Origin of the sequence: Terrimonas ferruginea DSM 30193, from assembly GCF_000425585.1 — a bacterium.
GTDB classification, from domain to species: domain Bacteria; phylum Bacteroidota; class Bacteroidia; order Chitinophagales; family Chitinophagaceae; genus Terrimonas; species Terrimonas ferruginea.
Window position 1 is genome coordinate 348827 of the sequence record NZ_AUDS01000008.1, and the last position, 12961, is coordinate 361787.

The 12961-nt window shown below is 43.8% G+C and carries 15 protein-coding genes and 1 pseudogene; 3 read left to right on the forward strand and 13 right to left on the reverse strand.

Going from position 1 to position 12961, the window contains the following annotated elements:
• Positions 1-32 precede the first annotated feature (32 nt).
• Entirely contained in the window at positions 33-1070 is a 1038-nt protein-coding gene (gene thiL / locus H608_RS0101495) for a thiamine-phosphate kinase (RefSeq protein WP_028786116.1), read from the reverse strand.
• A 17-nt stretch (positions 1071-1087) separates the two neighbouring features.
• Positions 1088-1867: an inositol monophosphatase family protein gene (locus tag H608_RS0101500; protein ID WP_038006623.1), complete on the reverse strand. Its 780-nt coding sequence runs from the start codon at positions 1865-1867 to the stop codon at positions 1088-1090.
• An 86-nt stretch (positions 1868-1953) separates the two neighbouring features.
• Between H608_RS0101500 and H608_RS0101505 the strand changes: the two genes are divergently transcribed.
• The 3 genes from H608_RS0101505 (at position 1954) to H608_RS0101515 (ending at position 6189) form a co-directional block, all read left to right on the forward strand.
• A complete protein-coding gene (locus tag H608_RS0101505; protein ID WP_028786118.1) occupies positions 1954-3894 on the forward strand; it encodes a glycosyltransferase family 2 protein in 1941 nt (646 codons plus the stop codon).
• 86 nt (positions 3895-3980) lie between these two features.
• Positions 3981-5516 (forward strand): GH3 family acyl-acid amido synthetase, encoded by a 1536-nt coding sequence (locus tag H608_RS0101510; RefSeq protein WP_028786119.1) that lies wholly within the window; start codon positions 3981-3983, stop codon positions 5514-5516.
• Between the two features lie 43 nt (positions 5517-5559).
• On the forward strand, positions 5560-6189 hold the full coding sequence (locus tag H608_RS0101515) for a LysE family translocator (RefSeq protein WP_028786120.1): 630 nt from the start codon (positions 5560-5562) through the stop codon (positions 6187-6189).
• A 269-nt stretch (positions 6190-6458) separates the two neighbouring features.
• On the opposite strand, the gene H608_RS0101520 is transcribed toward H608_RS0101515, so the two are convergent.
• From H608_RS0101520 to H608_RS0101575, 11 genes and pseudogenes are all read right to left on the reverse strand, one after another.
• Positions 6459-7016, reverse strand: coding sequence for a hypothetical protein (locus H608_RS0101520; protein WP_155990008.1), 558 nt, complete (start codon positions 7014-7016; stop codon positions 6459-6461).
• Positions 7017-7031: 15 nt separating this feature from the next.
• Complete coding sequence (locus tag H608_RS0101525; protein ID WP_155990009.1) at positions 7032-7604, reverse strand: hypothetical protein; 573 nt, start codon at positions 7602-7604, stop codon at positions 7032-7034.
• 94 nt (positions 7605-7698) lie between these two features.
• Positions 7699-8289, reverse strand: a complete 591-nt coding sequence (locus H608_RS0101530) for a hypothetical protein (RefSeq protein ID WP_028786123.1) — start codon at positions 8287-8289, stop codon at positions 7699-7701.
• Between the two features lie 25 nt (positions 8290-8314).
• Entirely contained in the window at positions 8315-9187 is an 873-nt protein-coding gene (locus H608_RS0101535; RefSeq protein ID WP_155990010.1) for an RHS repeat-associated core domain-containing protein, read from the reverse strand.
• 239 nt (positions 9188-9426) lie between these two features.
• Positions 9427-9726, reverse strand: a complete 300-nt coding sequence (locus H608_RS0101545) for a hypothetical protein (RefSeq protein WP_028786125.1) — start codon at positions 9724-9726, stop codon at positions 9427-9429.
• 23 nt (positions 9727-9749) lie between these two features.
• Entirely contained in the window at positions 9750-10016 is a 267-nt protein-coding gene (locus tag H608_RS24905) for a DUF7683 domain-containing protein (protein ID WP_028786126.1), read from the reverse strand.
• Positions 10017-10256, reverse strand: coding sequence for a hypothetical protein (locus tag H608_RS24715; protein WP_245565700.1), 240 nt, complete (start codon positions 10254-10256; stop codon positions 10017-10019). It abuts the gene before it with no gap.
• A 33-nt stretch (positions 10257-10289) separates the two neighbouring features.
• Positions 10290-10532, reverse strand: a pseudogene (locus H608_RS24910) (colicin E3/pyocin S6 family cytotoxin); the annotation flags it as partial.
• Positions 10533-10913: 381 nt separating this feature from the next.
• A complete protein-coding gene (locus H608_RS0101565) occupies positions 10914-11396 on the reverse strand; it encodes an SMI1/KNR4 family protein (protein ID WP_028786129.1) in 483 nt (160 codons plus the stop codon).
• Between the two features lie 155 nt (positions 11397-11551).
• Positions 11552-11860, reverse strand: a complete 309-nt coding sequence (locus H608_RS0101570) for a hypothetical protein (protein WP_028786130.1) — start codon at positions 11858-11860, stop codon at positions 11552-11554.
• Between the two features lies 1 nt (position 11861).
• A partial coding sequence (locus tag H608_RS0101575) for an RHS repeat-associated core domain-containing protein (protein WP_028786131.1) occupies positions 11862-12961 on the reverse strand: 1100 nt, incomplete at its 5' end.

Below are 12961 nucleotides of genomic sequence, written 5' to 3' on the forward strand. Positions count from 1 at the left end.
TAATAAGAAAATAGCAGGAAAACAGTTTCGGTTCAGCTTCCTTTCAGGGCATTCCATCCCTGCGCCGTAATCGGATGGCGTGATCCGCCGCGGGTAATGATGTTGGCGCCTTCTTCGGCATCCGTCATGTAACCCACCACGCTGATGTTTTCGTTAAGCACCAGCTTTTCGTATTCTTCCTGCGATACGGTGAACAGCAGCTCATAATCTTCACCACCACTCAATGCACAGGCGGTGGGATCTATTTCAAATTTGAAAGCCGCTTTTTTCATGTCTTCCGAAACCGGGATTTTATCCTCGTACAGCACGCAACCCAGGTTGCTGTCTTTGCAGATATGCAGGATTTCCGAACTGAGGCCATCGCTGATGTCCATCATCGCCGTAGGCAATATATTTTGCTCCGCAAAAAAGTCCACGATGTCGCGGCGCGCTTCCGGTTTCAGCAGGCGACCGATCACATAGGTTTCATTTTCCAGGTCGGGTTGTACGCCCGGGCTTTCCATGAAAATTCTTTTCTCCCGCTCGAGGAACAGCAGACCCACATAAGCGCCGCCGAGATCACCGCTGACGCAGAGCAGATCGCCTTTGCGGGCGGTGCTGCGTTTTACAAACAAGCCGGGCGTTACCTCGCCGATTGCCGTTACGGAAATCACAAATCCTTTTGAGGAGGACGTAGTGTCGCCGCCAACAAGGTCTACCTGGTAGGCGCTGCAGGCTGCGTATACGCCTTCATAAAATTCATCAAGCGCTTCGAGGCCAAACCGGTTGCTGATGCCGATGCTCATCGTTATCTGCGTAGGCGTGGCATTCATCGCATAAATATCACTGAGGTTCACCACAACGCTTTTGTAGCCGAGGTGTTTCAGTGGTGTATAACCGAGATCGAAGTGTACGCCTTCGATCAGGAGGTCGGTGCTTACCACGGTTTGTTTACCGAAATGATCGATAACGGCGGCATCGTCGCCCACACCCAATACGGAGGAAACGTGATGCAATTCGATATTGCGGGTCAGGTGATCGATCAATCCGAATTCACCCAGAGAAGAAATTTCTGTGCGGTCGTTATTCATAAGTAATGTCGTTGGTATTAAAGTTCTTTACGTGCGTTGATTACATCCAGCAGTTCATCATGGATTTTTCCGTTGGTGGCCAGGATGCGGTGCTGATACGGGGAGTAATCATTTCCCTCAAAATCCGTTACACGGCCGCCGGCTTCTTCCACAATCAGGAAACCTGCTGCGCTGTCCCAGGCCTGCAATTTATGTTCATAAAATCCATCGAACCGTCCGCAGGCAACCCAGCAAAGATCGATGGCCGCCGCACCGAGGCGACGCACGGGAATGCCTTTGCGTACCAGGCGCTCAAAAACCTCCAGCGGTCCGTTGGGCATATTGATATACGTATAAGGAAAACCGGTAACGAGGCAGGAATGCAATGTTTCGTGCTGGTCGCTTACGCGGATGGGGCGGCCGTTAAGTGAGGCGCCTTGTCCTTTTTCTGCGAAAAATAATTCATCCATATGCGGATTGTATACACCGCCCATGATCACGGTGCCTTTATATTCCAACCCGATCGATACACAATTCAGCGGAATGCCGTGGGCAAAATTGATGGTGCCGTCGATGGGATCGATGATCCATTTATAATCCGATTCCTGTTTCACCTCGCCGGTTTCTTCACTCAGCAGGAAATGATCGGGAAAAGATTTGCGGATCACGGCAAAAATCGCCTGTTCCGAAGCATGGTCGGCTTCGGTAACGGGGTTGTTCACCCCTTCTTTATTGGTAATCTTAAATTCTTTATTAAAAAAACGGGTGATTTCTGCCCCGCCGGCCTGCAACGCCTCCAGTAATACTGTTTTAAGCATACGCAAAGATACTTAGACAAGGTGTGTTTTTGGGGTTACCGCTGGTTTAACTTTCTTTGCAGGGAATAATCTCAAACCGGACCAACTTGGATCTATCCGTTATCATAGTTAATTACAACGTCAAACATTTCCTGGAGCAGTGTCTTTACTCGGTGCGCAAAGCCTGTAATGGCCTGCAGGCGGAGATCCTGGTTATTGACAACCGGTCTGCCGACGGCAGCCTTGCGTATCTGCAACCGGCCTTTCCCGATGTGCGGTTCATTGCCAACAAAGACAATGTCGGTTTTGGAAAAGCCTGTAACCAGGGGCTGGCCGTTTCCAAAGGAAAATATATTTTATTCCTCAACCCCGATACCATCGTTCCCGAAGATTGCTTTCTGCAATGCCGCGATTTCATGGAAGCGCATCCTGATGCGGGGGCATTGGGCATTCGCATGCTCGACGGCAGCGGACGCTTTCTCAAAGAATCCAAACGATCCTTTCCCTCACCGCTTACCTCCTTTTTCAAACTCGCCGGACTGACCAGTTTGTTTCCGCGGTCAAAGGTCTTTGCACGATATCATTTAGGGCATCTTGAAGAAAAAACGGATCATGAGGTAGACGTACTGGCCGGCGCTTTTATGTGGATCCGCAAAACGGTGCTCGATAAAACCGGCGGCTTCGACGAAGCCTTTTTCATGTATGGTGAAGATGTAGACCTCAGCTACCGGATACAGGAGGCAGGATTTCGTAACTATTATTTCTCCGGCAGTTCCATCCTGCATTTCAAAGGCGAGAGCACCAAGAAGGGCAGCATGAACTATGTGCGCATGTTTTACCAGGCCATGAGCATCTTTGTGCGCAAACATTATGGTGGCGGCAAAGCGGGATTGTTCAATGTGTTTATTCACCTGGCCATCTGGATGCGCGCGGTGCTGGCTGCCATCGGCAGCTTTATAAAAAAAGCGGGACTGCCGCTGATCGATCTTGTATTGATCATCGGTTCATTCTGGATCGTAAAAGTAATCTGGTCGGGATATGTGCGGCCGGATATTCAATACTCGTCACAACTCTTGTGGATTGCTTTTCCCGCGTTTGCTTTTTTCTACCTCGTGGCCGCGTATTACGCGGGACTGTACGATAGAAGATATCATCGTTCGGAACTGATAAGCTCCACCTTATTAGCCACGCTTTTTTTATTGGCAGGATACTCGCTTTTACCGGAGCAATACCGTTTTTCGCGTGGTATTATTTTATTCGGCGCATTGCTTGGCTTTTTACTGCTGACATTGTTGCGAAGGATACTGGTGCGCATGGATGTATTGCAGGAAACACGCAAAGAAGAAGAACACGTTACCACTGTTGTGGTTGGCAGCCCGCAGGAATATACGGAAACACTTCAGTTGATGAAAGAAGCGGGCCTGCAGGAACGTGTGCTCGGCCGCGTTGGCATTACCCCAAACGAAAACGGCGCCATTGGTTATTGGAAAGACCTGGTTTCCCTGCGGAAAATGGTGCCTTTCCGCGAAATTATTTATTGTGAGGGAGCGCTTCCTTTTGAAGAAATCGTGAACAATCTTGCTGCGCAACCGGCGAATGTAAAAATGAAACTGCGCGCGGCCGGTAGCAGAAGCATCGTCGGTAGTCATTCAAAAGACGATGCAGGCGAAGCACTATCAGGCGAAAACGGATTTGCACTGAGCGATCCGCATAACCGCCGATTGAAACGCCTGATCGACTTTGGCCTGGCATTGCTTGCACTGCTGACATTCCCCATTCAATTGATATTGGTAAAAAAACCGTTGCACTTTTTATACCGTTGTGTGCAGGTGCTTGGTGCGCGCAAAACATGGATCGGCTATGCAGGAGGCGGAGCGGGGTTGCCTGCATTGCGGCCTGCCGTAATCGCTTCAAACGGGCTTCCGGTATTGGCGCAGCAATTAACGGCAGAAAGTTTGCAGATGGTAGATTACTGGTATGCGCGGGACTATCGCCCGCTGCAGGATTTGCGTTTATTGTGGCGTTCGTACCGCCGCCTGGGTAGTTAAACTCAAGCGGGGATTACACTATATTCGCACCAATTAACGCAAGAACTATTTCATTAACTTTAGGTTTTATGCGTACTGCATAACATATGGCTACGATAATTGATATTAAAATACCCAAGGCGATTGCCGCTGCACTGCGTATACCTCCCAACGACGCACGCCGCCAACAACTGCGCGTGCTGAAAAAATTGCTGAAAAAAGCCCGGTTCACTGAATTTGGACAAAAATACCGGTTCGACGAAATCCTGCTCAACCGCGATCCCGCGCAAAAATTCCAGGAATTAGTTCCCGTTCACGATTACAACAAGATTTATGAGGAGTGGTGGAAAAAGACGCTCGACGGAACGCCCGATGTTACCTGGCCCGGTAAAATAAAATACTATGCACTCAGCTCCGGTACTTCCGAAGCTGCGAGTAAATATATTCCCATCACCAAAGAATTATTGCGGAGCAACAGCATCAACTATGTGCGTCAGCTGATCAGTGTATTCGGTTATGAAGAAGCCAACCGTAAAGCGCTCACACGCGGTTTCCTGATGCTCGGCGGCGCCACTGACCTGCAAAAAGGCGAAGCAGGCTGGTTTGCCGGTGATCTCAGCGGCATCCTTGCGAAAAAAAGACCTTTCTGGTTCCAGACGTTTTATAAACCCGGCGGCCGCATCGCCGCCATGAAAGACTGGAATCAAAAACTGAGCGAAATAGTAGAACACGCCAAAGAATGGGATATCGGCTATATCGTAGGTGTGCCGGCCTGGTGCCAGATGTGTATGGAAATGATCATCGAGCGCTACAAGGTGAAAAACATTCACGAGATCTGGCCCAACTTCGGCGTATTTGTGCACGGCGGCGTGGCCTTCGAACCTTATCGTAAAGGATTTGAAAAACTATTGGGCAGACCGATCGTTTATATTGAAAACTATCTGTCCAGCGAAGGATTTATCGGTTATAAAATGCGCGAACATGCCAAAGGCATGCAGCTCATTCTCAACAATAATATCTTCTTTGAATTTGTACCGTTCGACGACAAAAACTTCGATGCCGATGGCAAGATGGTAGAAAAGCCGGAAGCATTGATGATCCACCAGGTACAGGAAGGAAAAGAATATGCCCTGCTCATGAGCACCAACGCCGGCACCTGGCGTTATCTCATCGGCGACACCGTGAAATTCGTGGACCTCGAGCGCCATGAAGTGGTGATCACCGGCAGAACAAAACACTTTTTGAGTCTCGTAGGCGAACACCTCAGCGTGGAAAACATGAACAAGGCGATCGAGGAAGCCAGCGAGCAATTCAACATCAGCATACCGGAGTTCACCGTGGTAGGATTTCCCTACGAAGGGTTCTTTGCACACAGATGGTACATAGCCACCGATGATAAAGTAGATGCAGAGGCATTGCGCAAACATATCGATCAGACCTTGCGCAATATCAACGACGACTACGCTACCGAAAGAGACAGCGCATTGAAAGAAGTATTCCTGGAAGTGTTGCCGGAAGAAAAATTCATGCGATTTATGGAACTGAAAGGAAAACTGGGAAGCCAGCATAAATTTCCACGGGTGATGAAGGGGAAAATGTTAGATGAATGGAACCGATTCCTGGAAAAGGGATCGCTGACCTGATTGTTAACCGGCGTCTCCGTTGCATCGCCACACTCGACAACGTATGATTGAGGCCTTTCTGAAAGGAATTACACTTGGATTGTTACTGAGCATTACTGTTGGCCCGGTCCTCTTTTCTATTATCAAACAAAGCCTGAACAGTGGTCATCGAGGCGGCATGGCTTTCGTGCTTGGCGTATCGGCGAGCGATATTGCACTCGTGCTGGTGAGCAACGTATTCAGTGAACTATTCAGCAGCATCAGCGCACACAGAACCGGCATTGGTATTGCCGGCAGCATCTTCCTGATCGTGATGGGCGCTTATTTTCTTTTCTTTAAAAAAATCAAGATCAACGAGCAGGGACAACCTTCGCTGATCAAATTCCGCAAGCGGGATTATGCCCGGATCTTTTTGTCGGGCTTTTTCATGAACACACTCAACCCGGCGGTATTTCTCTTCTGGTTAACCACTTCAACCACCGTTGTCAACCATACCGTGGAGCAGCGCATCGTTATCTTCCTTACCTGTCTGGCCTTTGTACTGGCCGGCGACATGGCCAAAGTAATGCTGGCCGGCAAAATCCGCAACCGCCTTACGCCGCACAATATTCACCTGGTAAACCGGATCAACGGCATGATCCTGATCGGGTTTGGCATTGCCCTGATCTGGGGGCTGCTGACTTATGCGAAGTGATTAGTTTGAATAAATTCACAGAAAGGGCTTCATTTTTTAATCCCCTCTTTTTATAATATTTTAATGTTGTTGATAGTTTTGATTTTTTGTCGGAATAAATCGACTATTGACTAATCTTTTGCAGATATACGTTTTACTATAAACAGAATATTTGTTCATACTGCAATACTTATCTTATAGGATACGTCATAATTAACGTCCAACCTCATCCAAGCTTATCCCCAAAATATTGCCTATGTAAATCGTAAGGGCAGCCGTGATCTAATCAGTTATTCTGCTTTCAATTCCCAATAACGCTCATCTTTTCTGTCATATCTGATCAAACCGGATGATTTACTCCAATACAACCGAACAACGTAATCACTGCGTTGATAGAAATCTTTTGCGTATTCATCCGGTATGATAAGAAAAACATCATCATATTTTTTGTAGGAGGTTTCAAACGTAATCGGTGTTGCCAGACTATCAATATTCACCGGGGTAATTCGATAAAAAACAGCATTTTCGGTTGACAAATTAAAAACAAGTTCAGTTTTATCTTCTCTATTTTTTTTTACCTTGAAAAAAATTAAAGTCGGACGTTGTACTTGATTTTTGGAAAAGACACAAACTTCTTCGCATTCAACGCCTCCCACTGCTGCATCTGGATGCGCCATGATAGTATCTTTTCTAATAAAATGCAAGGAGTCTGAATCTGTTCCAGGTGATTCGAAAATTAAATTTTCCGTACCATGGTAAGGCATCCAATTGTAATCTTCTGACGATAGTGTATTTTGCTTCCCACAAGACAAAGAAATTATAGCTAAGAAAACAAATAAAAGTTTCATTTAGTCTGATTTGAATTATTTATACTCTGTAACATTAATCCCTAATGATCTCCAGTATTTTGCGAGGTCATCTATCCAAGTATCTACCATATGACCGCCCAGTCCACCATTGTATTCCTCTCGCTGTACCCCCCAAGTCGCCCCTTTTATTTGTTTATAAGATGATTTTCCGAACAGGTCAGCTATAATACCCTTAGAAGAAACTTTGTCAGTTTTGGTAGAGAATTGTCGGCCAAGTACGCCTTTTGGATGTGTTATATCGCCTGGTTGATGTGGAGAAAGATAATCGACAAATTCGATAAGTGCGCCATACTTTGAGTGCTGGGATAGGGCTGAAGTTATTCCCGCGGCATATGCTGCACCTTGACTATGACCAACAATTTTTATGGTTTCGCCTTCTTGTAATGATATTTTTCCCGACTCTAGCTGAGCTATAAGATCAGCTCCTGCTTTAGCTCCTTCCTTAAACCTAGCACTTGCTGACGCCTTTGGTGTAAATGATCCGTTAGTATAATATGCCTGTTCTCCTTTAAAATCACGATGGTATTGCATATAAGCATTATCTATCCCTTCCCAGTATGAAAACATTTTCCCGTCATTTCTAGGTCCATCATTATACCAATGGCTTTAGCCAAACACATCCACCTTGTCTCCTGCCATCTTTTATGCCTAACAATAAAGTCTACTCTTTATTATCACAGCCCACATAAGGAGGTTCATAGTAACCGATAGCCTTAGTTGTGTTTACAACCTTGTATTTGTAAATATTATTACGGCAAAAGAAATAGTCCGCTCCTTTCTGTGAACCATCAGTAAGCCTTTCCGGAAGCGAAGTACGGCTGTCGATATCCGTTTGAATCAGATTATACTTGCTTAAAAGATTCATGGTTTCTGAAGTTGGGGCAACTCCCTCTTCCCACCAGTAAAACAATTTACCTCTTATCTCCAAAGCATGAGTTGGACACATTTTAGCAGAAAACTGCTTATTGCCTGAAATAATATTCACAGCCAGGATCCTATCGTAAATCTGTCCCCGTACCCATTTATATACCTGACTATCCGATTTCACCAACTCCATCTTATATAGTGTGTCATACCGGGTTACGACAAATACTTTTTCCTTTTTAAACTGTTTGTTAGTCTTTGCATAATCCGCAATAGCAACTTCTATTGGGCCATCTGTATGTTTGCCTTTTGTATCCGAAACCCTTGTAGTAGTACAACTAATAAAAACAGACATACTTATAGCGGCAGTACTTAACATTTTTCTCATTGAAACGTATTTATGCTTATCGCTTTTAAAACCCTGTTGTATAATCAATCTTAAACGGGTATGAATCACCATAAGCCAGAGGAGCTGTTAATAAATAGAACTTTAACGCCGGCATTAATTTTAATGCCTCGTCTCGCGTTTCTATATCTCGCTTGGATGGCACTATTCGATCTGATGTACTTATGTTAGTACTAGGATGAGTATGAAAAAAACCATTTAAAGTAAGCCCTTTCCTTAGTCCTTCTACGTGGCCCGCTGAAAACGATTGAGTAAACGTATTCCCTCCGTAAGCGCCAAAGCTAATATGAGTTGTACCTCCCTCCCCGAAATAAGCACCCTTAATTTCCACACCCAGATAATCAGACAGCCTTAGTGGGAATGTTTCTACACCTTTTTCGGTGGGCTGATCTTTTCCGCCAATCGTAATTAAATTATGCTTATCCTTAAAGTTCATCCCGTTTTTCAAGATACCTTTTTCAATATCATCAACAGCAACTTTAGCCATTCCCTCTTTTTTATATTTTACTTCCCCTTTTCTATTTGTTTTTAGAATCCTATCAGGCTGATCATTTTTGGCTCCAATCTGAGTCACTTCGCCTGTTTTACGATTAAAGGTAAAATCTGTCAGTCCAGTAGGATCAATGTTGAGTACCGGATTATTACTTCCATAATTATTAGTCGTAAGCCAATGTTTCTTTTCTGAAAGCGGGTCAATCATATGCCACCGTCCCATCTGGTTATCATACATCCTCGCGCCATAATCCATCCACTCCAACCCGCTACCATCACTAAACTCTTCCCACTGTTCTTCTTTACCGTTGTACTTAAACCGGTTCTTCAACTCGCCGGCCGCTTTATGGCTTATCCCCGCCATCGTCATCCCGAATTCTCGGGACAATGGATAATAATGGGTCTCTTCGAGTAAGGGGCATCGCGTGTGTACTAATTGGGTCCCGAAGGTTCGGGATATCAAAGAATGCCGAAGTATCGGCACAGGGCATTCACGGGACTCTCATTACTCACATAGACATAAAGATAACCGTTTTTGATGGCAGCGAGATTTTGCAAGTCTGAGAAGTGATCCTTGATAAAACCAGTCGGATTTACCGGGCTGGCGCCACCGCTGACCATCTTAAATTATTCGTCGAAGAAGATGTAGTTGATAAAGGCGTTGGGGCGTTGCGGGTAGCTCGCATCGTCACGGCTTGGGTCATTGATAAAGGCGCCAAGCGGCGTAGTGATATCGGTGATCGCATTCAACTGGCTGGCCGTGGCTTTGCCGGCGGCAGCGCTGCCCGGAGCACCGAGTAAACCGGATAAGATATCCAGCATCACCGGTGCCACATTGGGCGAGCCGGAGGTATTGGGTGTATACCAATGGTTTTTCCCAAAAACATCCACCTTGTCTCCCGCCATTACTTTCAGCGTATGCCGCATTTTTTTAGGATTTCACCTTAAAATTAAACTGAAGCACAAACAAGAGTATATGTAAATGTTTTTAAATCAATTGAAATATGTTGCTTTAATAGCGTTTGGATTGATCGTAATTGGTTTTCATTTAAAATATAACCTTCATATAACAAGGGATCGTCCTTCCTAGGGACAACTATTTCCAACAATTTTTCAAAAGGTATTATATCTACGTTTATCTCGAACGTAGCTTCATAGGTACCAATTTTACATACATCAATCCACCGTTCAAGCTTGGTCGTCATATTCGTAATCATTTATAATGCAAGTAATGGACTTGCTGCGCCACCCGTACCAATCGTAAGCGCAGCCGCTCCCAATTTCCAAATAATATAGAACGTTATTACAATTATCCCAGTTTTGATTCCTTGTTCCAGAGATTTATTATCGTTTGCCGGTGGTGGCACATGATGAAGAGGTTCAGGCGTTATAGGACGGACATCTTTGGGAATAAGTAGGTTATCTTGAACTGCACTTGGTGGTTCAGATGGGTCCAAAGCCGAATTAATTTTTGGAGTTGTCCGACCAGGAAAAGGGTCTTTAATAAGTTCGCCCGTATTGGGATCAAACGCTCCTTGATGCTTTTTCCCGGTCTTATCATACTTCTCAACTTCTCCGTGTTGTTTATCCCATTCCAGTATCGATTGGTCTGGAAGTTTCCATCGATACCGCTCACTTTTTGGATTCCAACTCCTCTTACCTGCATTCGGGAAACCTGGTAAAGTCTTTGGAGCCGGAACGTATCCTCGTTTAGGGTTGGTTGTATCAGCTATCTACTAAAAAATCAGTAAACTTAATCGGGTTATTCAGCATACTAACGTAAGGACTGCAAGAAAAAAAGCTTTCGACCTTAGGATCAATTTGTCGGAATTGCCCTAGTTGTGGATCATGTGTACGATAGAACGATTCATAGAAATTAATATCAAAGTCTGAAAGCAACTCATAATTCTGATATTTTTTTGCTTTCGGGATTTCCAAATTTTACAGCCTTCGAACTCTCTCCCGCCATCGTCAGCCCGAAAGGATAATAATGTGTCTCCTCTAATAACGACCCACGGACATGCGTTACCTTCAAGTTATCAAAGTTAACAGGAGTAAATGCTTTAAAAATGAACATCATGTTTATCGACAATCCAATTCCAATTTTCAAGACATTAAAACTGAAGTTCATCAGGATTCATAAGATATATCTCAAGAAATCGAGAAAACGAAGTTGCCACCACTTGATATTTATCGCCGGAAATCACAACTATCTCATTCTTGTTGGAGCTATACGTGTATAACATTATCGCATATGAAAACGTATGAAAAAGATAGTCAGCAAATACAAAGAAAGATGCATGGTGTGAAAGCGTATTGGTAATATTGGAATAGTCCGGACTCCCTGTCCAATTCTTTAAACTTTGTCCGACACTTTTAAACTCTTCTAATGAATAAAAGTGAAAAAAATCATTCTCGTCTCCCCCTTCTGTTCCGTTGACTTTAATAAAATATTCCTTCATATCAATCGGAATCACTAACCCTGTGATTTTCTCAAAGGCAACTATGTCCTCTTCTGAATTTGGAGGAAGATTGTGAGCATTTTTATTTCGCCATTTATTCATGACCTTTTCCAATGTCGTAAATTTTTCTTTCATTTAATATTCTCCAGTGCTTTATTAATCATATTAAGACGATCGGTTTGGACCGTAATAACAGTGGGAGTTAATTTTTGATAGGCACCGCCACTTTCATTTAATATTCTTGTGGCAGCTCTTTGTATGCTAATAAGGCTGCCTTTGAAGCAACTATTTTAGGCCTCTTCATCAAAAGAAGACACTTTTTTACTAAAATTTTTCAGAACCGCAGCGAGGCGCTCCAATTCCAAATATTGGGTATCATAATCTTCATCAATCAAAGACTTTAGGAAATGTATATCATCTTCTAATGAACCGATAGTCAAGTCTGGCTCTTCAGTTATTATATCAATACTTTTTAGGGGAATGTTCCAATACAATTCGTTGTCAAAAGAAAGCGTATCAAAGCCATCTTTTTTAAGACGTTCAATTAATCTCTCAAATAGACGTTCTATATAGTAAACCTCAATTTTAATTTTATTCATTTTATTTAGTTGCAGTTATTTTTTGTTTTTCATCTTTCAAGCCTTCGATTTTCTTCTCATTTTTCTTTATATTGTTCCTGAAGCTTCTAATCTCAGTCTCCAAATTCTTAACTCTTTTTTCAATAATTTTTTTTCTTAATTCGGGGCTTTGATCTTTTAAATATCCTTTGTTGTCATTTTTATCTGGATCATTCTTAAAATCTTTCAACTTTTGTTCATGCTCGGAAGCTCTTCGTTCCAAGGATCGGTTTGCCTTTTCTAGAGAAATAATTTCCTTATCAATCTCCTCGGTTTTTTCTATTCGAACTTGTGTTTCAAACTCTTTTATTTTACTTTCTGGTACACTGACTGTCTGTCCTTGTGCATCAGTGGTAATAATCATTGGCGTCATTATCACAGCCGCAGCAGGGGGCGAATGAATACTTGCCTTAGAAACTGTAGTCACCTTTTCTAAAACTTGAAATGTTTTATACGCTCTATAAGCACGCATACCCCAAACAATAAATGGACAAATTGGGCATTTGCCATCCGCATCTTCATATCGAACCGGATTGTTAAACCCAAAATGGTAAGAACTCAGACTTTCTTGGCCTGCTTCTTCGCCTAAGGGATCACTTTGAATAAAACGTGCCATTTGAGGGTCATAAGTTCTGGCATTAAAATCGTACAGTTCTAACCCTATAGTTCCCGAAAACTCTCGACTTTGTATTTCATTGCCGTTAAAACCATTTTTATTAGGGCACCCACAATTGTTTTTTGTTGGAATATTAATTGTACTATTACTTATCCCCGCCATCGTCAGCCCAAAAGGATAATAGTGGGTTTCTTCGAGTAAAGCACCGCGTGTGTGAATCAACTGCAGGTTATCAAAGAACACATTCACCGGGCTCTCGTTGCTCACATAGACATAAAGATAACCGTTTTTAATGGCAGCGAGATTTTGCAGGTCTGAGAAGTGATCCTTGATAAAACCAGTCGGATTTACCGGGCTGGCGCCACCGCTGACCATCTTAAATTGTTCGTCGAAGAAGATGTAGTTGATGAACGCTTTGGGACGTTGCGGGTAACTCGCATTATCGCGGGTAGGATCATTGATAAACG